This window comes from Rhodopseudomonas sp., assembly GCF_013377015.1.
Lineage (GTDB): Bacteria > Pseudomonadota > Alphaproteobacteria > Rhizobiales > Xanthobacteraceae > JARJEH01.
The window spans coordinates 34643-57958 of record NZ_JACABA010000002.1; the positions used below are offsets into that span (position 1 = coordinate 34643).

Sequence of the window (23316 nt, forward strand, 5' to 3'; positions counted from 1 at the left end):
GCCGAACGCGCGCGGCCGAACTTGGCCGTTCGCGAGGCTTCGATCCGCCCGGCGATGTTCGGCGCAGTGCGGTGCACTGGCTGAAACAGCGCGTGCCGGTCGCCGATGTCGGCGGCCGGCAAGGGACGTGCGTCCGCTACTTCACATCGGTCAAGCGCAGATAGGGTCGGGGTGCGTCCCAGCCCTGCGGGAACGCCTTGACCGCGTCGTCGCCCGTGATCGACAGCGGGATGATCACCTTGTCGCCCGGACGCCAGTCCGCCGGCGTGGCGATCCGTTGCCGGTCGGCGAGCTGCAGCGCGTCGATGACGCGCATGATCTCGTCGAAGTTGCGGCCGACATTCATCGGGTAGGTCATGGTCAGGCGGATCTTCTTGTTTGGATCGATGATGAACACCGACCGCACCGCCGCGGTGTCGCTCTGGTTGGGGTGGATCATGTCGTAGAGCTTGGCGACCCTGAGATCCTTGTCGGCGACGATCGGAAATTGCAGGTCGGTCTTCTGGGTGTCGTTGACGTCTTCGATCCACTTCAGATGTTCCGGCACCGTATCGGTCGACAGCCCGAGCGGCTTGACGTTGCGCGCTGCGAATTGCTGCGCGAGCTTGGCGGTTTTGCCCATCTCGGTGGTGCAGACCGGGGTGAAATCGGCCGGGTGGCTGAAGAAGAACACCCAGGAGTCCGCCGCCCAATTGTGGAACGAGATCTCACCCTTGGTGGTGGGAACGGTAAAGTCGGGCGCGGTGTCGCCGATATGAAGAGACATTGTTCTGATCCTGATGGTTGGATGGAGGCCGCGCCGAATCGTCCTGCGCCGGTGTTTTCGGATCGGCCACGATAGCAAACGTTATGAGGTTGGTTAAAGGCGCCTTGACTCTGCTCAAGCCGGATCGCCGGCAATCCCGCGAATGTCGTAGCGGGCGAAGTCTTTCGACGCAGGATTTATGCAGAAGGATTCGCTTGGCACCCGCGACAGAACGAGCAGCCTCGAACTCCGGTTGATGATTTCAGTCGCGCACCCGAACGGTCGTTCGGTTCCGGCGCGCGACTGATCCTGGCGTGACCTGTTAGATCGTCGCTGTCACGGACAGGGATGGCGCAGACCATCCCGGCCGACAAAGGTTCCGCTGGCGGGGTCGTACGACCGGTACCGCTGCATGCAATAGCCCACCGCGTTGCTACGCTGGGCTTCGCTTGCCGCGATTGCGCCGCCGATCATCGCCGCGCCGATTCCGAGACCGATCGCCGCGCCGACCCCTGGGCCGCCCCAGCCGCGTCCTCGGCCGCCCCAGCCGCGTCCGCGACCACGTTGCGCGTGGGCCGGCGTGATGCCGGCGGTCATCACCGCGCCGGTCGTGGCGACCAGCCCCAACATATAGACCGACAACAGCACGGCGCTTGCCAGCACCCGCGTCACCAGCTTGCGAACTGATCCACCTGATTTTTGAATTGTCATATCGCGGCCTTTCCATTTCATCGTTGCTGATGACCAGGCAAGAAATCAGTGCAGCCATCAATTGGAAACGTGAGCATCGTGACCCGGCACAAGCTTTGATCCAGATCAATGAAGATCATTTCGGACGGAAACGGCGATTTCAGGGAAGGGCCACTTTTGCTGCAGGGAAGATATCGGCCGCCGTCAAAGTCTGTTGATGCACCGCAGCGCGGAGTTACTTCTGCTCCTGCATCGGCTTGGCGGCGACGATGTCGTCGGCCTTGACCCAGCCCGGGGTACCGATCGCGAAACGGGTCTTGGCACGCGCGGCCAGTTCGCGCGCGGTCTTGTTGTCGCCGCGCAGAAACGCCGCCTGCGCCGAGGCCAGATCGGCCTCCGCGAAGTCGCCTTTGCGGCCATAGGCCATCGCCAGCTGGGTGTAGCCGAGCGGCGCCTCGGGCTCGCGCACCAGCGCCGCGCGCAGAATGCCGATTGCCTCCTGGCTGTAGGCCTTGTTGTCGGAGGCGACCAGCGCCTGGCCGAGCAGCATCTCGATCAGCGGCGCGCCGTTCGACAGCGCCACCGCCTTGCGCAGCGGCGCGATCGCCTCCGCCGGCTTGCCGCCTTCCAACAGCGCCTGGCCGCGCAATTCGTGGAAATAGGGATTCTGCGGCTGCGCCTTGATCAGCGCGTCGATTTGGGCCTGGGCCGAGCGCGGGTCGCCGTGCAGATAGCTGGTGATCGCGCGTGCGTAGCGGGCGGGCAGGGTGTCGTCGGAGAGCGGATAGCGCCGGTACACGGTCTCCGGACGCTCCATGAATCCCGAGGTCTTTGCGCGCATCATGTCGTGGCGGAACTGCAGCGCCGGATCGTCCTTCTTGTCCCAATACGGGCTGGAGCGGGCCAGCTCCTCGAGCGCGGCGACGCGCTCGGCCGGCATCGGATGCGATTGCACATAGGGGTCGGCGCCGCGCGCGGCGAACAGGCTCTCACTGGTGAAGCGACTGAAGGTCTCGGACATGCCCTTCGCCGATTGGCCGGTGGCGGTCAGGAACTTGACCCCGGCGCGGTCAGCGTTTTCTTCCTGCTGGCGCTGATAGGACAGCAGGTTGCGCCGGATCGCTTCCTGCGGCGCGGCGATCGCGGCGGCGCCGGCATTGCCGAGGCCGCTGTTGCTGTTCTTGGAGCCGGCGACCATCGCGCCGACCCCGAGCAGCATCGCGACGATCATCTGGGTCTGCGCCCGCGCCAGTTGTTCGCGCAGCTTGGACAGGTGGCCGCCGGCGAGATGGCCGGTCTCGTGTGCCAGCACCCCGATCAATTGATTGGGGGTCTGCGACTGCATCAGCGCGCCGTAATTGACGAAAATGCGGTGGCCGTCGGCAACGAAGGCGTTGAAGGCGCTGTTGTTGATGATGGCGACCTGGATGTTCTGCTTCTCGAGACCGGCCACGCGCAGGATCGGCCTGGTGTAATCGCGCAGCAGCTGCTCGATCTCGGTGTCGCGAAGCAGCGGCGGCCCCTTGGATTCCTGGGCCAGCGCCGGAACCGGCGCGATCACCAGCGCGATCGTAGTGAGCAGCGCCGTCAGCTGCGACAGCTTTGCGAGTGCGGCTTTTCGCAGCTGTCGGCGGGAATCTTCAAACATGGCTTTAGGCATTGGCCATCGGTGCAATAGGGGATATCCGTGATCAATATGATTATTGCGGCAGCAGCGCGGCGCCCACCGCGGGTTTGCCGCAGCGAAACCTCGCGGGGAGATAGCAGATTTCCATGCTTGATGCGACACTGACCAAGCGCGCCCGCGGCCTGTTGACGGCATCGGCCCGCAGCGACGTTCCGCCCTTCATGGTGATGGATGTGATGGCGGCGGCGGAGCGGATCGAAGCTGCCGGCGGCCATGTCATCCATATGGAAGTCGGCCAGCCCGCGGCGCCTGCGCCGCGGACCGCGATCGATGCCGCCCATGCCGCGCTCGAGGGTGGTCGGATCGATTACACCTCGGCGCTCGGCATGCCTTCATTGCGGGCGCGGATCGCGCGGCATTACCGCGAGACCTATGGCTGCGCTGTCGATGCCGAACGGATCGTCGTGACAACGGGATCGTCGGGCGCCTTCATCCTGGGCTTCCTTGCGCTGTTCAACCCGGGCGACCGGGTCGCGGTGACGGTGCCGGGCTATCCGCCGTATCGGCATATCCTCACGGCGCTGGGCTGCGAGCCGGTGTTGATCGAGACCCATGGCGAGACCCGCCACGCGCTGACCGGCGAGGCGCTGCTGGCGGCGCATCGCAAGACGCCGCTGCAGGGCGTGCTGGTCGCCAGCCCCGCCAACCCCACCGGCACGATGATGACGCGGCAGGCGCTCACCGAGTTGATCACGATCGCCGAGAGTGAACGCATCCGCTTCATCTCCGACGAGATCTATCACGGGCTCGATTACGCGTTCCCGGCGGTCACCGCGGCGGAGTTATCGCCGCACGCGGTGGTGATCAATTCGTTCTCGAAATATTTCTGCATGACCGGCTGGCGGGTGGGCTGGATGGTCGTCCCCGAGCCGATGGTCCGTCCGATCGAGCGGCTGCAGCAAAATCTGGCGATCTCGGTGCCGACACTGTCGCAGATCGCCGCTGAAGCGGCGTTCGCGGGCCGCGACGAGATGGAAGCGGTCAAGCACGGCTATCAGGAGAATCGTCAGATTCTGATCGACGGCTTGCCGGGCGCCGGCCTCAGCGATTTCCTGCCGGCCGACGGCGCGTTCTATCTGTACGCCGACGTGTCGAAATTCACCGACGACAGTTTCGAATTCACCAAGCGGATGTTGCAGGAGGCGCATGTTGCCGCGACCCCGGGGGTCGACTTCGACCCCATTCGCGGCCGCGCCTATGTGCGGTTCTCCTACGCCCGCTCGGCGCAGGACATGCGCGACGCGGTGAAGCGCATCACGCGCTGGCTCGCGCAGGGCGGTATGGCGCATCGGTGATCCGCGCGGCGGGCAGCTTGCGCGGCGATCTTGTTCGCCGCTATAGGCTGCCCCAAACCATGAGACACCCGCGTTCAGGAGACATCCCGTGTCGACAACACCCACCGCTACGACTTTCGTCGCCAGTCCGCATCGCTCGCTCGCTGCCATCGCCTGGCCGGCGCGCGTCGGCGGCGCGTCGGCCGCGCTGCGCGCAATCCTGCTGGTCGCGCTCGGCACCGCGCTGCTGACCTTGTCGGCCAAGGTCAACATTCCGCTGCCCTTCGTTCCGATGACGTTGCAAACGCTGGTGGTGTTGATGATCGGCGCGGCCTATGGGGCGCGGCTTGGCGCCGCCACCTTGCTCGCCTATCTGGCCGAAGGCGCGATCGGCTTGCCGGTGTTCGCCGGCCCGGTCGGTGGGATCGCGCCGCTGGTCGGCCCGACCGCCGGCTATCTCGCCGGCTTCGTCGGTGCGGCTTTTATCGTCGGCTGGCTGGCCGAGCGCGGTTGGGATGGTTCGGTGCCGCGGCTGTTCGTAGCGATGGCGATCGGCCACATCGTCATTCTGGGGCTTGGCTTTGCGTGGCTCGCCTTTGGCGCGCATCTCGGCGTCGAAAAGGCCTGGCTGGTCGGCGTCGTGCCTTTCGTGGCGGCCTCGCTGGTCAAGAATGCACTCGGCGCGGCGCTGCTTCCCGCACTGCGGCATTCGCTCGATCGCTGATCACTTCCAGCGGCAAGACCGGTCATGACCATTGACAAGACTTGGCCGTTCGATCTTGGCTGCTCCAACTAAGCGTTCGCCTGCGACGAGGCGAAGCTTCGACCGGGAGAACAAGCGATGTCGACGATGATCGCGAGCGGGGTAATCCCTGCGCGCAAGGCCAAGCCCTGGTACAACGTTCTCTATGTTCAGGTCCTGATCGCGATCCTGCTCGGCATCGTGGTCGGCTGGTTGTGGCCGAGTCTTGCCACCAATGAATGGATCAAGGCGCTTGGCGACGGCTTCGTCAAGCTGATCAAGATGGTGATCGCGCCGATCATCTTCTGCACGGTGGTCTCGGGGATCTCCCACATCCAGGACGCCCGCAAGGTCGGCCGCGTCGGCGTCAAGGCGCTGGTGTATTTCGAGATCGTCTCGTCCTTCGCGCTGATCCTCGGGCTGGTGATCGGCAACCTGGTTCCGATCGGCCACGGCCTCGCCGCCAAGCCGGATGCGGCGGCGGTGGCGAGCTACGTCAAGCAGGCCGAGGCGCAGAAATCGGTCGATTTCGTCCTCAACATCATCCCGGACAGCGTGGTCGGCGCGTTCGCCAAGGGCGATATCCTGCAGGTGCTGCTGTTCGCGATCCTGTTCGGCTTCGCGCTGATGACGCTGGGCGAGCGCGGCCACCGGCTGCGCGACGTGATCGACGACACCGCACACGCGGTGTTCGGCGTGATCGCCATCGTCATGAAGGCGGCGCCGATCGGCGCTTTCGGCGCGATGGCTTATACCATTGGCAAGTTCGGCCCGGCGGCGCTCGGCAATTTGATCGGACTGATCGCGGTGTTCTACGCGACCGCGGCGCTATTCGTGTTCCTGGTGCTGGGCGGCATCGCCCGATTCGTAGGCTTCAACATTTTCAGGTTCCTCGGCTACATCAAGGACGAGCTGCTGATCGTGCTCGGCACCAGTTCGTCGGAGAGCGCGCTGCCGCAGTTGATGGAAAAGCTGGAGCGGCTCGGCTGTTCGAAGTCGGTGGTCGGACTCGTGGTGCCGACCGGCTATTCGTTCAACCTCGACGGCACCAACATCTACATGACGCTGGCGACGCTGTTCATTTCGCAAGCGCTCGGTGTCGAACTGAGCTTCAGCCAGCAGCTCACCATCCTGTTGGTCGCGATGCTGACCTCGAAGGGCGCCAGCGGCGTCTCCGGCGCCGGCTTTATCACATTGGCGGCGACGTTGGCGGCGGTCAATCCGGCGCTGGTGCCCGGCATGGCGATCGTGTTCTCGGTCGACAAGTTCATGAGCGAGGTGAGGGCGCTCACCAACATCACGGGCAACGGCGTCGCCACCGTTTTCGTGTCGTGGTGGGAAGGCGAGCTCGACCACGACAAGCTGTATGCCAACCTGAACAAGACCATCGATCCGTCGGATATCGAGACCGCGGTTACCACCGGCTGATCGGCAAACCATCGCGCCCCTAAAAAAACCGCCCGGCGCGAGCCGGGCGGTTTCCTTTTGTTTCGGTTGCCGCGACAGTTTCGCGGCGACTATTCGCCGCCGCCGAAGCGGCGCGACCACCATCCCGCCTTGCGCGGCTGGCTTTCGGCCGCTGCGGGCTCCGGCTGAGGAGCCGGGGACGCCTCGGGCTGCGATTCGACAGTTGCGTGGTTCTCGGCCTCCGGTCGGGCCTCGACTGCGAAGCTCACCTTCTCCCGGACGGTGGAGCGGCGGCGAGCCTTGTCGGTGTCGCGCGCGCTGTCGTCGTGAGCCGGCGTGGGTTCGTCGCCAACCGGCTGTTGTTCCCGGATTTTCGGTTGCTCGCTGACGAGCGCCGGCTGCGGTTCGGGAGCGATCGCGATAGCGCTTTCCCGCGGCATCTCGGTTTCCCGCGGTGCTTCGTATTCGCGCGGCTCCGGCACAGAGCCAGAGCCATCCATGTCGGCGACCGCAAAGGCCGCTTCCGGAGCGGCGGTCGGTCCGAGTTCGTCGGCGATCGATCCGGCCAAACCCTCTTCCGGGCCACCACGACGACGCCGTCCGCCGCGACGTCCGCGGCGGCGCGGTCTGCGCTCGCCATTTGCCGCCGGATCGGTGCGAAGCTCGCCGTCCTGCTCGTCCGGTCCCTCTGATCCGTCATCCACACCGTCGTCGCCCTCGGCGACGGTATCGCCTGCTTCGGGCGCATCGGCCGCCAGCGGCGCTTCATTATCGTCGCGGATCGGACCGCCCTCGCGGGGCTCGCCGGCACGACCACGCCGCCGCCGCCGCCGCTTGCGCTTGCGACCGTCGGCGTCGGTTTCGCTGTCGCCGCCAGCCTCGCCGGGGGGCAGGTCGTCGGTCAGTCCGACGGTCTCCTCGGTTTCGATCTCGGCCTCGAATTCGAACTGTTCGTCGTCGTCATAGGGCTCGTCGAGCGCGGGCGGGAAGGCGGCGACTTGCGCCGCGAGCACCGCCTTGGCGGCTTCCAGCGTATGAACCTGCTCGCCGCGATCGATCACGAAGGACTGCTGTGCGGTGACGGTCGGGTCGGCGATCACCGCGAGCGTGACCTTGAAGCTGCTTTCGAGGTCGCGCAGGTGGCCGCGCTTGTGGTTGAGTACATAGAGCGCGACGTCGGTGCGGGTGCGCACGATCAGATTGTGGGTGGCGCCCTTCATCAGGATCTCTTCAAGGCCGCGCAGCAATTGCAGCGCCACCGAGGAGACCGAGCGGACATGACCCGAGCCGCCGCATTGCGGGCAGGGCTCGGTCGAGCTCTCCAGCACGCTGGCGCGGATCCGCTGCCGTGACATTTCCAACAGGCCGAAATGCGAGATCCGGCCGACCTGGATGCGGGCGCGATCCTGCCGCAGGCAATCGCTGAGCTTGCGCTCGACCGAACGATTATTGCGCTTTTCGTCCATATCGATGAAGTCGATCACGATCAGGCCGGCAAGGTCACGCAGCCGCAGCTGCCTTGCGACTTCTTCCGCGGCCTCGACGTTGGTCTTGAGCGCGGTGTCCTCGATGTGATGCTCGCGGGTCGAGCGACCGGAATTGACGTCGATCGAGACCAGCGCTTCGGTCTGGTTGATGACGATGTAGCCGCCGGAGCGCAGTTGCACGGTGGGCGAGAACATCGCGTCGAGCTGGCTCTCCACCCCCATCCGCGAGAACAGCGGCTGGCCGTCGCGATACAGCTTCACCGCGCGGACGTTGGAGGGCATCAGCATGTGCATGAAGTCGCGGGCTTCCTGGTAACCGGCTTCGCCGGCAACCTGGATTTCGTCGATTTCCTTGTTGTAGAGGTCGCGCAGCGAGCGCTTGATCAGCGAGCCTTCCTCGTAAACGAGGGTAGGGGCCTGCGACTTCAAGGTCATATCGCGGACGGTTTCCCACATCCGGATCAGATATTCGAAGTCGCGCTTGATTTCCGGCTTGGTGCGCGAGGCACCTGCGGTGCGCAGGATGATCCCCATGCCTTCCGGCACGTCGAGGTCCGACACTACTTCCTTGAGGCGGGAGCGATCCTGCGCCGAGGTGATCTTGCGGCTGATGCCGCCGCCGCGCGCGGTGTTCGGCATCAACACCGCATAGCGGCCGGCCAGCGACAGATAGGTGGTGAGCGCCGCGCCCTTGTTGCCGCGCTCTTCCTTCACCACCTGCACCAGCATCACTTGGCGGCGCTTGATGACTTCTTGAATCTTGTACTGCCGGCGCGGCCGGAAGGACCGCTCCGGCACCTCCTCGAGCACGTCATCGCCGCCGACCGACTCCACGATGTCTTCTTCGGCTTCTTCCTCGTCGTCGTCTTCATCTTCGGCGTGGTCGTCGCCGGAATGATTGTCGTCGCCAACATGATCTTCGTCGTCGTGCGCTTCGGTGGCGGCGATCGGAAACGGCGCGTCTTCGGCGTAGCTGATCGGTTCCTGGTCGGCTTCGGACTGGTTTTGCACGATTGGTGCGACGGCGGTGGCCGGATCGAACCCCGGCGTCTCCGCAAGCGATTCGTAGCCGGGCGTCTCGCTGACGGCGGTTTGGTCAACGGACGGCGCAGCGGCGTACTCGGCGTCGTGTGCATGATCGTCATCGTCATGCGGTTCAGCATCGCCGCCGCGATCGCCGGCCGCCAGCGGCGTGGCGTGTTCGGCATGATCGTGATGGTCGTGACCGTCATGTTCGTGGTCGGCATGATCCGCGTGCGGCTGTTCGGCCTGCGACGGATCGAGGCCCGCGCCCTCGACAACATCGCTCTGCACCCGCTCGCCATTGCCGCGGCGGCGCTGGTTGCGATGCCGGGGACGGCGGCGGTTGGAGCGATTTTCGCTCTCTTCCTCGGCCTCGCGGTGGGCGCGTTCGTCGGCTTCGATCAGGGCCAGACGATCCGCGACCGGGATCTGGTAATAGTCCGGATGGATTTCGCTGAAGGCGAGGAAGCCATGGCGATTGCCGCCGTATTCGATGAAGGCGGCCTGCAGCGACGGTTCGACCCGCGTGACCTTGGCGAGATAGATGTTGCCGCGCAGCTGTTTGCGCTGGGCGGTCTCGAAATCAAACTCTTCAACGCGATTGCCGCGGACCACAACCACCCGGGTCTCTTCCGGGTGGGTGGCGTCGATCAACATTTTGTTGGGCATTTTTGAACTCTTGGCGGCGGAGCGCACGCATGACGACACGCGCAAATCGCGCGGTCGGATGATGCGAGGGTCCACCTGATTCGGGGGTGAGGGGAAGGCCGAAACGCAACCCGGGGCGCCGTGCCGACAGTGAACCCGGGCCGAAGCTCCGCGCGAAGCTTTCGCTTCGCATCGGCGCGGCCCTTGCGTGGGTCTTGGTCGGCATCTCAGTCTGGCGCATCAAGCGTCGGCCCGTCTGAACAGATTGGCGGTAAAGCGTCCGCCGTGTCTTCTTGCTGAAGGACCAGCGCAGCGCCGAAGCGCTCGCCAGCTGTGGCAAATCCCGACCATGCGGCCGAAATAGTCGGTCATGAAGTGTCTGAACCGCCCCTGGAGCGAAAATGACCTGGGACCGGACGCCGCTCGGGCTGGAACCGCCGCTCCTGCACAACCGCGCGCTGCGCTGGCTGGGGAGCGGACGGAAGAACGCTAAATCCCGTTGGTATTGGGAGGGATCTGGCGCTGCACCGGGAGGCTGAACGCGACACAACCGGGAGTTTAGACCGTCAGCGATTGATTCATACGAGGAATGGCTGGCGCTTGCAAGGGAAGCGTCGCCCCTGGGCAACACCCCGGCTCAATCGCCTCGGGATCCTTAAGCATCGGTTAACCGTACGGTTCTATTGCGGTAAAAGAGCAGTCGGAGGGACGGGATTCGTTGTCAGGCCGCGCAAATCATTTTGTTTTGTTTGGCGCAATCTCTGCGTGCGCCGCAGCATTGCTGTGTCTTTCTACGACCGTTGGTAACACGGCGGACCCCGAATCGACCGGCTCGGTAACTGCAAGCAATTTTCCGCTCGCCTCCGATGTGCGGCTGGCCGGCGACGACAAGCAAACCCGCTTCATTGTCGATCTCGACCAGAAATTCCCGTTGCGGGCGTTTGCGCTCGCCGACCCTTACCGGGTCGTGGTGGATCTGCCGCAAATCAACTTTCGGCTGCCCATCGGCTCCGGCGCTACCGGTCGCGGGCTGATCAAGGCGTTCCGCTATGGCCTGGTGATGCCCGGCGGGTCGCGGATCGTGCTGGATCTCACTGGCCCGGCGAAGATCGAGAAGGCCTATGTGCTGGACGCGGCCAACGGCCAGCCGCCGCGCATGGTGATCGAACTTGAAGCGGTGGATCGCACCACCTTCGTGCAATCGCTTGGCGCGGAGAGTCGCCCCGAGCTGCGGCCAGCGGTCGGCGTGGTCGAGGCATCGGCGGCGCCGAACGTGGCGGCTCCGCGCGCGATCGAAGCCGCCAAGCCGGATGCCCGGCCGGTGGTGGTGATCGATCCCGGCCATGGCGGCGTCGACAACGGCACCCAGGCCGGCGGCAACGGCATCGCCGAGAAGAATCTGGTGCTGGATTTCGCCGTCGCCTTGCGCGACCGGATTGAAAAAGCCGGCAAATACCGGGTGGTGATGACCCGCACCGACGACACCTTCATTGCGCTGGCCGATCGGGTGAAAATCGCGCGGGCGCAATCGGCGTCGCTGTTCGTCTCGATTCACGCCGATGCGCTGCCGCGCAGTGAAGGCGACGCCGAGGGCGCCACGATCTATACGCTGTCCGACAAGGCGTCGGATGCTGAGGCCGAACGGCTGGCGGAGGCGGAAAACAAGGCCGATGCGATCGGCGGGGTCAATCTGACCGAAGAGCCGACCGATGTCGCCGACATCCTGATCGACCTTGCCCAACGCGAGACCCGGACCTTCTCCAATCGATTTGCTCGGCAGTTGATGGGCGAGATGAAGGGCACGGCGCGAATGCACAAGCACCCGCTGAAATCAGCCGGCTTCAAGGTGCTGAAGGCGCCGGACGTGCCCTCGGTACTGCTCGAACTCGGTTACGTCTCGAACAAGGGCGATCTGAAGCAATTGGTGTCGGAAAGCTGGCGGACCAAGACGGTGGGGTCGGTGGCCAAGGCGATCGATTCTTTCCTGGCCAAGCGATTGGTGTCGGCCAGCGCGCCGAACTGAAAAACCGCCGATGGCGGCGGCTTGGAGCCCTAGTTTGGCCACAGCGAGCGTTCTATAGAAAAGTCCGTATGCGGTTTGCGTAATCGGGTAAAATTGCCTTGTGTCCGGGTGGTGCGAATCTCCATGGACGCGGATCGGCTCGCCGACGGGAACTTCGCCGCCTGACGCGGCTGGGATTGAAACGGATATTTTCGAATGCGCCTGTTGCTGCGGTTTATGGGATTTCTGTTTGCCGCCGGGACCATCGTGTTTCTGGTCGGCGTCGCCGCCGTGGCCGGCATGATCTGGCATTACTCCAAGGACCTTCCGGACTATTCGCAGCTGCAGGATTATGAGCCGCCGGTGATGACGCGGGTGCACGCCGCCGACGGCGCGCTGCTCGGGGAATATTCCAAGGAACGCCGGCTGTACCTGCCGATCCAGGCGGTGCCGAAGCTGGTGATCAACGCGTTCCTTGCTGCCGAGGACAAGAACTTCTACGAGCACGGCGGCATCGACTATTCCGGCATGGCGCGCGCCGCATTGCTGTATGCGCAGAATTTCGGCTCCAACCGCCGTCCGCAGGGCGCCTCCACGATCACCCAGCAGGTGGCGAAGAATTTCCTGTTGACCAACGAGGTGTCGTTCACGCGCAAGATCAAGGAAGCCTTGCTGGCGATGCGGATCGAGCGCGCCTATTCGAAGGACAAGATCCTCGAACTGTATCTGAACGAAATCTATCTCGGGCTCGGCGCCTACGGCATCGCGGCGGCCTCGCTGGTGTATTTCGATAAGTCGGTCAACGAACTCACCGTCGCGGAAGCCGCCTATCTGGCGGCGTTGCCGAAGGCACCGGCGGCGCTGCATCCGATCCGCAACCGCGACCGCGCGGTCGAGCGCCGCAACTACGTGGTCGATCGGCTGCTGGAAAACGGCTGGATCAAGCAGGCCGACGCCGACAAGGCCCGCAAGGAGCCGCTCGCCGTGACCAACCGAGCCAATGCCGCGCATACCTTTGCCGGCGAGTATTTCGCCGAGGAGGTTCGCCGCGACGTGCTCGAGCGCTATGGCGAGAAGAAGCTGTATGAAGGCGGCCTGTCGGTCCGCACCACGCTCGATCCGAAATTGCAGGTGGCCGCGCGCAAGACCATGGTGGCCGGGCTGATCAACTACGACGAGGCGCAGGGCTGGCGCGGCGCGGCCAACAAGCTCGACATCGGCGGCGACTGGGGCGTCAAGCTCGCCGACGTCAAGTCGCTGTCGGACATCTCGCCGTGGCGATTGGCGGTGGTGCTCGAGAGCGGTGAGAAATCCGCACGGATCGGATTTCAGCCAGGCCGCGAACTCGGCGGCGCGGTGTCCAAGGAGCGCCAGACCGGAATCGTTACGATCGACGGGGTGAAATGGGCCAAGGCCGCCGCGGGACCGACCCGTGGAAAGACGCCGACGATGGTGTCGCAGGTGCTGTCGGCCGGCGATATCATCTATGCCGATCCGTTGCTTGCCAAGGACGGCAGCTTGGTCGAGGGCCAGTTCCGGTTGAGGCAATTGCCTGAAGTGTCCGGCGCGATGGTTGCGATGGACCCCTGGACCGGCCGCGTGGTGGCGATGGTCGGCGGCTTCTCGTTCGACCAGAGCCAGTTCAACCGCGCCACCCAGGCCTATCGGCAGCCCGGCTCGTCGTTCAAGCCGCTGGTGTATTCGGCGGCGATGGACAATGGCTACACGCCGTCGACCGTGGTGGTCGATGCGCCGATTGAAATCGATCAGGGACAGGGCGCAGGCGTCTGGCGGCCGGAAAACTACTCGACCGGCAAGTATTACGGTCCGCAGACGCTGCGCATGGCGTTGCAGAAATCGCTCAACACCGTCACCGTGCGGCTGGCGCAAGACGTCGGCATGCCGCTGATCGGCGAATACGCCAAGCGGTTCGGCGTCTACGACGAACTGCCGAACTATCTATCCTATGCGCTCGGCGCCGGCGAGACCACGGTGATGCGAATGGTCACGGCCTATTCGATGTTCGCCAATGGCGGCCGCCGGGTGAAGTCGACGCTGATCGACCGGATTCAGGACCGCTATGGTCACACTATCTTCAAGCACGACGCACGCGAATGCCGCGGCTGCGACGCGCCTCAGGGCTGGAAAAACCAGCCTGAGCCGCAGCTGGTCGATCGTCGCGAACAGGTGCTGGACGCGATGACCGCCTACCAGATCACCTCGATGATGGAAGGCGTGGTGCAGGCCGGTACCGCGACGGTGATGCGCGACGTCGGCAAGCCGATCGCCGGCAAGACCGGCACCACCAACGACGAAAAGGATGCCTGGTTCATCGGCTTCTCGCCGGATCTGGTGATCGGGGTCTATCTCGGCTACGACAAGCCGCGCAATCTTGGCAAGGGCGCCACTGGCGGCCATCTGGCAGCGCCGATCGCGCGCGACTTCATGAAACTGGCGCTGGCCGACAAGCCGGCGGTTCCGTTCCGCGTTCCCGCCGGCATCAAGCTGATCCGGGTCGACTCCAAGACCGGGATGCGCGCCGGCCCCGGCGACAGCGGCAGGACGATTCTCGAGGCGTTCAAGCCCGGCACCGCGCCGCCAGACAACTATTCGGTGATCGGCGTCGCCGACGCCGAGGGGCGCTCGCTGACAGTGCCGGCCGATGCCGACCGGACCATCCTGCGCTCCGGCACCGGCGGGCTGTATTAGGGCGATTGCGCGACAGCGCTTTCGCCGCTACATCCCTGCCAGCCTTTATCGCGGCCAGATCCGCAGATCAGAGATTCCATGCGCCCAGAAATTGAACGCCTTGTTGAAGAGATCAAGCAGTCAGTCGGGCTGCTGAGGAGGCATCTTTGACGTCGATGCATCGACGGCACGCCTCGCGGAGCTGAACAAGCTCGCCGAAGACCCCAATCTCTGGAACGATCCCCAAAAGGCCCAGAAACTGATGCAGGAGCGGACCTCGCTGGAGGATTCGCTGACCGGCATCGGCAAGGTCGAGCGCGAGCTCGACGACAATGTCGAAATGATCGAACTCGGCGAAGCCGAGAACGACGACGGCGTGGTGCTCGAAGCCGAGGCCGCGCTGAAGGCGCTGAAGAAGGACGTCGCCCGGCGCGAGCTGGAAGCGCTGCTCGGCGGCGAAGCCGACCGGTTCGATTCCTACCTCGAGGTTCACGCCGGCGCCGGTGGCACCGAGAGCCAGGACTGGGCCTCGATGCTGCTGCGGATGTACACCCGCTGGGCCGAGAAGCACGGCTTCAAGGTCGAATATCTCGAAGAGACGCAAGGCGAAGAAGCCGGGATCAAATCGGCGACGATTCAGATCTCGGGCCACAACGCCTATGGCTGGCTGAAGACCGAGGCCGGCGTGCACCGGCTGGTGCGAATCTCGCCATTCGATTCCAACGCGCGGCGCCACACCTCATTTTCCAGCGTGGCGATCTTCCCGGTGGTGGACAACAGCATCAATATCGACATCAACGAGAGCGACGTCCGCGTCGACACCATGCGCTCGGGCGGCGCCGGCGGCCAGCACGTCAACAAGACCGAATCCGCGGTGCGGCTGACGCATGTGCCGACTGGCGTCGCAGTGGTCTGTCAGGCCGGCCGCTCCCAGCACAAGAACAAGGCGCAGGCCTGGGACATGCTGCGCGCACGACTCTATGAGATCGAGCTGAAGAAGCGCGAGGCGCAGGCCGCCGCCGATCAGGCCGCCAAGACCGAAATCGGCTGGGGCCACCAGATCCGCTCCTACGTGTTGCAGCCCTATCAGATGGTCAAGGATCTGCGCACCGGCGTGCAGACCTCCGACACCTCGGGCGTACTCGACGGCGACCTCGACGAATTCATGGCCGCGACCCTGGCGCAGCGCGCCTTCGGCACGCCGCCGCCCTCGATCGAGGATGTGGACTAATCATGCCTCACGTTGCCTTCATCGGTCTGGGACGGATGGGGCAGGGCATGGCGGGCCGCTATCTCGATGCCGGCTTCAGCGTAGCGGTGTGGAATCGCAGCAAGGTCAAAGCCGACGAACTGATCGCGCGCGGCGCACGCTGGGCAGAGACGCCCGCGGATGCCGCGCAGGGCGCCGACGCTATTGTCACCATGGTGGCCGACGACGAAGCCTCGACGGCGGTGTGGCTGGGCGAGCAGGGTGCCGCGACCACGGCCAAGCCCGGCGCGCTGGCGATCGAATGCTCCACCGTGTCCTATCAGCATGCGCTCGATCTGGCGGCCGAGCTACGCGCGCGCGGTCTGACGTACATCGATTGCCCCGTCACCGGCCTGCCGGACGCCGCCGCCGGCGGCAAGCTGACACTGCTGGTCGGCGCCGAACCCGCCGATCTTGAGAAGGCGCGGCCCTATCTCGCGCCGCTCGGCAGCACGATCCGGCATTTCGGTCCGGTCGGTTCCGGTACGGCCTACAAGCTGATCAACAATCTGATGGGTGCGATCCAGATCGCCGGCCTCGCCGAGGGGCTCGCCATCGCCGAACAGGCCGGGCTCGACATGAAGCTGGTGCTGGAAGCGATCCAGAGCGGCGTCGCCGCGAGCCCGCAGGTGATCCGTCATGCGTCGCGCATGGTGGCGCGGGATTTTTCCGGCGCGACCTTTACCGCTGCACTGCGCCACAAGGATGCGGCCTATGCGGTGGCGTTGGCGGAGAGTTTGCTGCCCGAGGTGCCGCTGGGCCGCGCCGCGGTCGCTGCCTATGCCAAGGCCAAGGTGGCGGCGCCGGATGAGGACGAGGGCAAGATGATCGAGATCGTCTCGCGCGCCAAAGACGCCAAGCACTGATCACCCCGCCGCGCTGAGCCTGACACCCGCGCGCAAAAACTTCTGCGGGTCGACCGCTTCGCCGTCGATCCTGGTTTCATAGTGCAGATGCGGACCGGTGGAGCGGCCGGTGGAGCCGACCGCGCCGATTTCCTGGCCGATCTTGATCGCGTCGCCGACCTTGACGGAAATCTCCGACAGATGGCCGTAGCGGGTCGACAACCCGTTGCCATGGTCGACCTCGATCATCCGGCCGTAGCCGCCGCTCCAGCCCGCCGACACCACTTTGCCGGCCGCGGTGGCGCGTACCGGGTCGCCCATGCTGGCGCGAAAATCCAGCCCGGTATGCATCGCGGGCCGGCCGAGGAAGGGGTCGGTGCGGACGCCGAAGCCGGAGGAGAATTCGACCTGGCCGACCACCGGCTTGCGATACGGCACCAGCGCCAGCGTGCGGTTCAGGCGCTCGACCTGGGCGCGGCTGATATAGATGCGATAGAGCTGGCGGTCGAACGCGCTGGCGTCTGCCTTCGGCTTTATCACCGGCACGAACGGGCCGCCGATCCCCGCGCGCGGCGTGGCCGCTTCCAACTGGCCGGCGTCGAGCCCGAGATCGCTGAGCACGCCGCGCATCCGCCGGGCGCGGGATTCGTAGCCGTCCTCGGCCGAGCTCAACGCCGCGAGCTGGCGTCCTTCGACCTGATCGAGTGAGCTCTGCAGCCGCACGATCACGTTGTCGACGCCCTGAATCTTTGCGAACCGGTTCGGCTGCGGGCTGGCGATTGGCGCGGGCGTGCGGGATTCCAGCCGGGCTTCGCGATCCGGCGGCGCCGCGAAGATCACCGTGTCGCTGATCGGGGACGGTTTTGGGGTTCCGGAGATGCCGGTCTCGCTGGCCGGCGTTCCGCGCGACGGCTTGATGCTGCCCGTGACCGTGGTGTCGGGCAGCCCGCTCAGCGTGCTGGCGCGGGATTCCAGCATGGTCTGGCGGCGCATCACCTGGTCGAGCTTCTGATCGAATTGCTCCTGGTCGAGCAACTGCCGGCTGGTGGTGCGGTCGACCTTGGCGCGCAGTTCCGCGATCCGGTCCTCATAGGCGTATTGCATCTCGGCCTGACGCGCGATCAGCCGGGTCAACACGTCGTCGCGGAACGCGAAATAGGTCGCCGTCGCCGCCGACCAGCAACCCAGCGCGGTGACGGTGCCGACCACGATCCAGAACACCACCGGGCCGATCCGGACCTGCTTGCCGGCGTGCGCGATGGTGTAGCTGCTCTGGCCGGATGGCGACCTTGGCGCGACATGGGCCTGCGCCGGGCGGCGCTGCGGCGATCTGCCGTGATCGTGGGCGTGGTGTTGCTGCGACTCGGAATATTGACCGGAACGATAGGACATCGGCACTCCCGCGCCGGCCGGAAAACGGTTCCCGTCGGCTTAACTCACGGGCGGATTTGACCCCCTCATGGTTAATATTTGGGAAATGCGCGTCACAGCTTTTGCGCCACCGCGAGCACCTCGTCGGCGTGACCGTCGACCTTTACGCCGCGCCAGATTTTCGCGATTCGGCCGTTGCGGCCAATCAGCACCGTGGTCCGAAGTACGCCCTCGAAGGTCTTGCCATACATCGATTTTTCGCCCCAGGCGCCGTACGCCTGCAACATCTGATGGGCTTCGTCCGAAATCAGAGGAGTGGCCAGCTGATGCTTGTCGCGAAACGATTCCTGGGCCTTCAGCGGATCCGCCGAGACGCCGATCACCTGGGTTCCGCAAGCGGCGAAATCGCTCGCCAGTCGGGTGAAGTCGATCGCTTCGCGGGTGCAGCCAGGAGTGGCGGCGCGCGGGTAGAAGAAGATCACCAGCTTGGTGCCGGAATAGTCTGCGAGCTTGACGATTTCCCCGCCGTCGCGCGGCAATGCGAAGCTCGGCGCCTTCGACCCCTCGCTCAGTTCCGCGGCGATGCCCGGCTCGATGGCGGCGATCTGTTGCGGGCGCGGCTTGGTTGCGGCGGGCGATTTGGCCGCGCCGCGCTTGGTGGCCGGCACCGCCACTTTGACGGCCGGCTTCGCGGCTGGTTTGCTTGCGCTTAACGTTTTCGATTTCGGCTTGTGCGATGCTTTCGCAGGTTTTTTAGACAATTTGTCGGCAACCTTGGCGGAGGCTTTGGGGGCCACGCGTTTCACCGGGGCCTTGGCTTTCGCCACGGCCTTCTTCGCGGTCGCCGGCTTGGAGGTTTTCTTGCGCGTTTGCTTGGACATACGCCTTCCTTTCGTCGCTTTCAGAGGGTCAATAATCGCTGGATTGCGGATGGTGCAACGGCGCTGCCGCTGCTGGGCAAATCTGCCGACCTCGGAGTATGGTTACAGGGATTCGAGACACCGGCCATCCCCGTTTGTTGAATTGGCCCGCCGGGCCGATGGCGAGTAACAGTTACAACGAAGGATCGGCCGCGATGCCGCCAAAAGCGCGCTGGTTGCGCACTGGCACGCGGTCCTCCGACGATCCAGCTGACAATTCGCGCTTGCACCGAGAGGCTATGGCCAGCAAAAAAACGTCCCGAGCGTCCGAGGCGCACGCCAGTCACCAGTTCTCGGAATGGGATGATGCCGGCTGGGATCACGACCATGACGAGGCCGGGCTGCATCGTGCGCGCCGGTTGCTGTCCGGCTCAAGCTCCAGACTTCATCGAGTCGGCGATTCGTTTCGTACGGTGCGGCACTGGTTCGCCGGTGAACGCTGGGTGAAGCGGATCGCGGTCGCCGTCCTCGTTCTCGGTTTCATCTTCTCGGCTTGCTTCGCAGGGCTGTGGTGGAGGCTCGGCGCGGGTCCGATCAATCTGGATTTGGCCACGCCCTGGCTCGCGTCGGCGATCGAGGAGAATATTGGCCACGGCAATACAGTCGAAGTCGGCGGCACCCAAATCGAGCGTGCCGGTCGGATTCGGATCGCGGTCCGGATCCGCGACATCGTGGTGCGGGATCGCGATCACGTCATCGTCGCCAGCGCCCCGAAGGCCGAAGTCCGGCTGTCCGGCTCGGCGTTGCTGACGGGGCGGCTTCGCGCCGAGAGCCTCAAGCTGGTCGATGCCGAACTGGCGATCAGAATCACACCCGACGGTCAGGTCACGGTGTCCACCGGCGACAATGCCAGGCCGCTGGCCACCGGCAAGGCGTCGACCCGGCGCAGCACTTCGCCACTGACGCCCGCCGAACTGCCATCAGCTTCGGCGGTGGTGCCTCCGATACAGTTTCCGTCGCCATTCTCCGCCGCGCCGCCGAGCACGCCGGCGGTCCCGGACAATCAGGATGTGGCCAGAGGCCTGCTCGCCGGATTGGACTGGCTCGACAGCCTCAGCCTGACCGGCCTCGACGGACAGAACCTCAATGAAATCGGTTTGAGAAATGGAAACCTGATCGTCGACGATCAGCAGCGCGGCAATCGCTGGAGTTTCGAGAACATTACCCTCAGCCTTCGACGCCCCAGCAATGGCGGGGTGGCGATGACCGTCGGCGAGGAGGGTGCCAAAGCCTGGTCGCTGGGGGTGCTGGTCGGTCCGCCGGCCAATGGCGTGCGCTCGGTCGAGGTTCACGCCAACCGGGTTTCGACCAAGAACGTGCTGCTCGCGTTGCGGATGAAGGACCTGACCTACAGCGCTGATTTTCCGCTGACGGGCGATCTGAAAGGCGAACTCGGCCGCGACGGTCTGCCGACTTTCTTCCGCGGCAAGGTGGTCGCCGGCGCCGGCACGGTGATCGACAGCGATACGCCCGGCTACCCGATGGCGATCGATCAGGCCGAGATCAATCTCGAATGGGATTCCGGACGCCGCGTGCTGCTGGCGCCTTTCAAGATTATTTCAGGGGCGAACCGCGTCACCCTGCTGGCGTCGCTGGAACCGCCGAACGACAATGTCAACGACTGGCGGTTGGGCTTCAGCGGCGGCACCATCGTGCTGCCGGACAGCGGCGGCGAACCGGCGCTGATCTTCAACCGGGTCGCAATCAAGCTGCGCTTCGATACCGACAACCGAAGAGTGCTGCTGACCCAGGCCGATATCGGCAACGGCGAGATCGGCGTCGCCGGCACCGGCAGCCTGGATTATTCTGGCGAGCCGCGGCTGACGCTTGGATTGGCCGGGACGCCGATGTCGGTGTCGGCGCTGAAGCGGATGTGGCCAATTCTGGTCGTGCCAGAGGTTCGCGAATGGGTGATCGAGCGGATCGACAAGGGTGCGATCCAGAGCATCGATGTCGCCGTCAATTCGCCCACCAAAAATCTGTCGCGCCGCGGCCCGCCGATTCCCGACGACGGCCTGCTGGTCAACATCATCGGCACCGGCGCGGTGCTGCGGCCGGTCGACGGCATGCCGCTGGTGCGCGATGCCGATATGCGCGCCCGGGTTACCGGCCGCACCGCGACGGTGACGATTGGGCAGGGCACGGTCGAGACTCCGATCGGGCGCAAGATTGGCCTCAACGATATCGTTTTCGAGGTGCCCGACATGGCGCCGAAACCGGCGCCGGCGCGGGTCAAGTTTCGCCTCGAGGGGCAGGTACCCGCTGTCGCCGAGATCCTCGCCTCCGACCGGCTCAGCGAATTCAGCGGCATGCCGATCGATCCCAACACCAGCAAGGGAAACGTGACGGCGCAGGTCGCGCTCGGTATGCCGATCCAGCGCGAACTGACCAAGGCCGACACCACCTATTCGGTCAACGCCGAACTCACCGGCTTTTCTGCCGACAAGCTGGTAATGAACCAGAAGCTCGAAGCCAGCAGCCTGAAGGTGACCGCCAACAACCAGGGCTATCAGGTCAAGGGCGACGTCAAGATCAACGGCCAGCCGGCGACGCTGGATTACCGCAAGCCGAACGACGGCGACGCCGATGTCAAATTGCTGGCCACGCTCGACGACGCCAGCCGTGCCCGGCTCGGAATCGATCTAGGCCCCGCCGTCAGCGGCGCGATTCCGATCAAGCTGATCGGCAAGATTGGCGGCGCCGACCGCGAAAACCGCCTCGGCATCGACGCCGATCTGACGGCGCTGAAGCTCGACAACATTCTGCCGGGCTGGACCAAGCTGCCCGGCAAATCCAGCCGCGCCGTGTTCAACGTGGTACAGAAGCCGCAATCGACCCGCTTCGAGGATATCGTGATCGACGGCGGCGGTGCGCAGATCAAGGGCTCGCTCGAGGTCGATCAGAATGGCGACCTGCTGAACGCGAATTTTCCGATCTATTCGCCCTCGGAAGGCGACAAGACCACCTTGAAGGCGGAGCGTGGCCAGGACGGCGTTCTGAAGGTCACGATGCGTGGCGACGTGTTCGACGGCCGCGGCTTCATCAAGTCGGCAATGTCGAGCAAGGAAGCCGACAGCAAGACCAAGGCCAAGAGCATCGACCTCGACCTCGATCTCAAGCTCGGCGCGGTGGCTGGGTTTCTCGGCGAAGCCGTGCGCAGCGTCGACGTCAAGATGTCCCAACGCAACGGAGCGATCCGGGCGTTCACGCTGAGCGGAAAACTTGGCCGCGATACCCCGCTGAGCGGCGATATTCGCGGCCGCGCCCAGGGCCGCGAAGTGATCTATCTGGAAACCAACGACGCCGGCGCGTTCTTCCGCTTCACCGATACCTACGGCAAGATGTATGGCGGCCAGCTCGCACTGGCGATGGACGTGCCGACCACGGAGCCGAGGCAGAAGGAAGGCCTGATCAATGTCCGCGATTTCTCGGTCAGGGGCGAATCGGCGCTCGACCAGGTCGCGGCCAACGGACCCAGCGTCTCGCAATCCGGGCTGAGTTTCTCGCGGCTGCGCGCCGAATTCACCCGGCAGAACGGCCAGCTCACGATCCGCGAAGGCGTGGTGAAAGGTCCGATCATCGGCGCCACCATCGAGGGCAAGATCGATTACCCCGGCAATCAGGTCCGCATGAGCGGCACCCTGATTCCGATGTACGGCCTCAACAACATGTTCGGCCAGATTCCGATCGTCGGCCTGTTTCTCGGCGGCGGCAGCAATGAGGGACTGATCGGCGTCACCTACGAGGTGATCGGCTCGCCCGGCCAGCCGGTGCTGCGGGTCAATCCGATTTCGGCGATGGCGCCGGGCGTGCTGCGCAAGATCTTTGAGTTCGGCACCGGCAAGCAGAACAACGGCGATTTCCCGGTGCCGAACAACTGACCTCGCGTTGCTGTTACGCCTTGCCGCGCAGCCACGGCACCATGCGGCCGAGCGTTGCATCATGGCGAATATATTGATGCCACAGCGCGGCGATGACGTGGATGCCGACCACCGCGACGCTCGTCACGAAGATCACTTCGTGGATGTTGTGTGCCAGCCCGGCCCATTCCTTCGATGGCGCCATCAGCGGCGGGATGCCGAGCAGGGTGACGCCGCGCCCGGCGGTCAACACCATGGCGAGGCCGGAGGCCGGCAGCGCCAGCAGCAGCAGATAGAGCAGGCCGTGGCTGATCCTGGCGAGGACGTCGGTGACGCGTGTGGTCGGCACAAGGTCCGGCGCGCCATGCACCCGTTGCCACAGGATCCGCAGTGCCGCGAGGCCCAGCACGATCACGCCGATCGCCTTGTGCCAGTCCATCACTGTGCCGCGCATCGGATCGGTCTTGTCCAGACTTCCGGCGTAGTTCACCAGAGCGACCAGCGCGATGATGGCAAAGAAGATCACCCAGTGCAGCGTGACCGCGAAGGCGCCGTACTCGCTGGGCCGTTTGTTGGCAGTTTCGATATTGGTCGTCGTCATGGTGTCTCCGCAAGCAATTGAGTGCGCGATCGGCCGCCGCGACAGCAGCCAAGCGGAGAAATCATGCGCCGTCGAAA

Annotated in this window: 15 protein-coding genes; 8 read left to right on the plus strand and 7 right to left on the minus strand. The window is 64.9% G+C overall.

Annotated elements, in window-relative coordinates; translation table 11 throughout:
* Nucleotides 1-136: 136 nt before the first annotated feature.
* The 3 genes from HXX15_RS08470 to HXX15_RS08480 all read right to left on the minus strand — a co-directional run bounded on the left by HXX15_RS08470 (nucleotide 137) and on the right by HXX15_RS08480 (nucleotide 3083).
* Nucleotides 137-766: a peroxiredoxin gene (locus tag HXX15_RS08470; protein ID WP_296514997.1), complete on the minus strand. Its 630-nt coding sequence runs from the start codon at nucleotides 764-766 to the stop codon at nucleotides 137-139.
* Nucleotides 767-1081: 315 nt separating this feature from the next.
* Entirely contained in the window at nucleotides 1082-1456 is a 375-nt protein-coding gene (locus HXX15_RS08475) for a BA14K family protein (RefSeq protein ID WP_296514999.1), read from the minus strand.
* A 214-nt stretch (nucleotides 1457-1670) separates the two neighbouring features.
* Nucleotides 1671-3083 carry a M48 family metalloprotease gene (locus tag HXX15_RS08480; protein ID WP_296515001.1) on the minus strand — a complete coding sequence of 471 codons (1413 nt, stop codon included), beginning with the start codon at nucleotides 3081-3083 and terminating at the stop codon, nucleotides 1671-1673.
* Nucleotides 3084-3208: 125 nt separating this feature from the next.
* Between HXX15_RS08480 and HXX15_RS08485 the strand changes: the two genes are divergently transcribed.
* The 3 genes from HXX15_RS08485 (at nucleotide 3209) to dctA (ending at nucleotide 6566) form a co-directional block, all read left to right on the plus strand.
* Nucleotides 3209-4417: an aminotransferase class I/II-fold pyridoxal phosphate-dependent enzyme gene (locus HXX15_RS08485; protein ID WP_296515003.1), complete on the plus strand. Its 1209-nt coding sequence runs from the start codon at nucleotides 3209-3211 to the stop codon at nucleotides 4415-4417.
* Nucleotides 4418-4565: 148 nt separating this feature from the next.
* Nucleotides 4566-5120: a biotin transporter BioY gene (locus HXX15_RS08490; RefSeq protein WP_296516882.1), complete on the plus strand. Its 555-nt coding sequence runs from the start codon at nucleotides 4566-4568 to the stop codon at nucleotides 5118-5120.
* 117 nt (nucleotides 5121-5237) lie between these two features.
* The gene (gene dctA, locus HXX15_RS08495; protein ID WP_296515005.1) at nucleotides 5238-6566 is read left to right on the plus strand and encodes a C4-dicarboxylate transporter DctA; all 1329 of its coding nucleotides are present in this window, start codon (nucleotides 5238-5240) and stop codon (nucleotides 6564-6566) included.
* 89 nt (nucleotides 6567-6655) lie between these two features.
* Here dctA and HXX15_RS08500 read toward each other — a convergent pair whose 3' ends face one another.
* Nucleotides 6656-9724 (minus strand): ribonuclease E/G, encoded by a 3069-nt coding sequence (locus HXX15_RS08500; protein WP_296515007.1) that lies wholly within the window; start codon nucleotides 9722-9724, stop codon nucleotides 6656-6658.
* 697 nt (nucleotides 9725-10421) lie between these two features.
* Here HXX15_RS08500 and HXX15_RS08505 point away from each other — a divergent pair.
* The 4 genes from HXX15_RS08505 to HXX15_RS08520 all read left to right on the plus strand — a co-directional run bounded on the left by HXX15_RS08505 (nucleotide 10422) and on the right by HXX15_RS08520 (nucleotide 16508).
* Nucleotides 10422-11726 carry an N-acetylmuramoyl-L-alanine amidase gene (locus tag HXX15_RS08505; RefSeq protein WP_296515009.1) on the plus strand — a complete coding sequence of 435 codons (1305 nt, stop codon included), beginning with the start codon at nucleotides 10422-10424 and terminating at the stop codon, nucleotides 11724-11726.
* Between the two features lie 195 nt (nucleotides 11727-11921).
* Nucleotides 11922-14414 carry a penicillin-binding protein 1A gene (locus HXX15_RS08510; RefSeq protein ID WP_296515011.1) on the plus strand — a complete coding sequence of 831 codons (2493 nt, stop codon included), beginning with the start codon at nucleotides 11922-11924 and terminating at the stop codon, nucleotides 14412-14414.
* 78 nt (nucleotides 14415-14492) lie between these two features.
* Nucleotides 14493-15624 (plus strand): peptide chain release factor 2 gene (gene prfB / locus HXX15_RS08515; RefSeq protein ID WP_296515014.1). Its coding sequence is split into 2 segments (ribosomal slippage): nucleotides 14493-14561 and nucleotides 14563-15624, totalling 1131 coding nucleotides; the frame shifts between segments, so codons are not numbered across the junction.
* Nucleotides 15625-15626: 2 nt separating this feature from the next.
* Nucleotides 15627-16508 (plus strand): NAD(P)-dependent oxidoreductase, encoded by an 882-nt coding sequence (locus HXX15_RS08520; RefSeq protein WP_296515016.1) that lies wholly within the window; start codon nucleotides 15627-15629, stop codon nucleotides 16506-16508.
* On the opposite strand, the gene HXX15_RS08525 is transcribed toward HXX15_RS08520, so the two are convergent.
* Nucleotides 16509-17879: a M23 family metallopeptidase gene (locus HXX15_RS08525; RefSeq protein ID WP_296515018.1), complete on the minus strand. Its 1371-nt coding sequence runs from the start codon at nucleotides 17877-17879 to the stop codon at nucleotides 16509-16511.
* Nucleotides 17880-17971: 92 nt separating this feature from the next.
* Nucleotides 17972-18739, minus strand: a complete 768-nt coding sequence (locus tag HXX15_RS08530; protein ID WP_296515020.1) for a redoxin domain-containing protein — start codon at nucleotides 18737-18739, stop codon at nucleotides 17972-17974.
* A gap of 194 nt (nucleotides 18740-18933) precedes the next feature.
* Between HXX15_RS08530 and HXX15_RS08535 the strand changes: the two genes are divergently transcribed.
* Entirely contained in the window at nucleotides 18934-22659 is a 3726-nt protein-coding gene (locus tag HXX15_RS08535) for a DUF3971 domain-containing protein (protein WP_296515022.1), read from the plus strand.
* Nucleotides 22660-22672: 13 nt separating this feature from the next.
* Here the strand turns inward: HXX15_RS08535 and HXX15_RS08540 are convergent, their stop codons facing one another.
* Nucleotides 22673-23239, minus strand: coding sequence for a cytochrome b/b6 domain-containing protein (locus tag HXX15_RS08540; protein WP_296515024.1), 567 nt, complete (start codon nucleotides 23237-23239; stop codon nucleotides 22673-22675).
* Nucleotides 23240-23316 lie beyond the last annotated feature (77 nt).

Excerpts from the sequence above, each read along its gene's own strand:
- HXX15_RS08470 (WP_296514997.1), bottom strand. The coding sequence starts at position 766 with ATGTCTCTTCATATCGGCGACACCGCGCCCGACTTTACCGTTCCCACC.
- HXX15_RS08475 (WP_296514999.1), bottom strand. The coding sequence starts at position 1,456 with ATGACAATTCAAAAATCAGGTGGATCAGTTCGCAAGCTGGTGACGCGG.
- HXX15_RS08480 (WP_296515001.1), bottom strand. The coding sequence starts at position 3,083 with ATGTTTGAAGATTCCCGCCGACAGCTGCGAAAAGCCGCACTCGCAAAG.
- HXX15_RS08485 (WP_296515003.1), top strand. The coding sequence starts at position 3,209 with ATGCTTGATGCGACACTGACCAAGCGCGCCCGCGGCCTGTTGACGGCA.
- dctA (WP_296515005.1), top strand. The coding sequence starts at position 5,238 with ATGTCGACGATGATCGCGAGCGGGGTAATCCCTGCGCGCAAGGCCAAG.
- HXX15_RS08500 (WP_296515007.1), bottom strand. The coding sequence starts at position 9,724 with ATGCCCAACAAAATGTTGATCGACGCCACCCACCCGGAAGAGACCCGG.
- HXX15_RS08510 (WP_296515011.1), top strand. The coding sequence starts at position 11,922 with ATGCGCCTGTTGCTGCGGTTTATGGGATTTCTGTTTGCCGCCGGGACC.
- HXX15_RS08520 (WP_296515016.1), top strand. The coding sequence starts at position 15,627 with ATGCCTCACGTTGCCTTCATCGGTCTGGGACGGATGGGGCAGGGCATG.
- HXX15_RS08525 (WP_296515018.1), bottom strand. The coding sequence starts at position 17,879 with ATGTCCTATCGTTCCGGTCAATATTCCGAGTCGCAGCAACACCACGCC.
- HXX15_RS08530 (WP_296515020.1), bottom strand. The coding sequence starts at position 18,739 with ATGTCCAAGCAAACGCGCAAGAAAACCTCCAAGCCGGCGACCGCGAAG.
- HXX15_RS08535 (WP_296515022.1), top strand. The coding sequence starts at position 18,934 with ATGCCGCCAAAAGCGCGCTGGTTGCGCACTGGCACGCGGTCCTCCGAC.
- HXX15_RS08540 (WP_296515024.1), bottom strand. The coding sequence starts at position 23,239 with ATGACGACGACCAATATCGAAACTGCCAACAAACGGCCCAGCGAGTAC.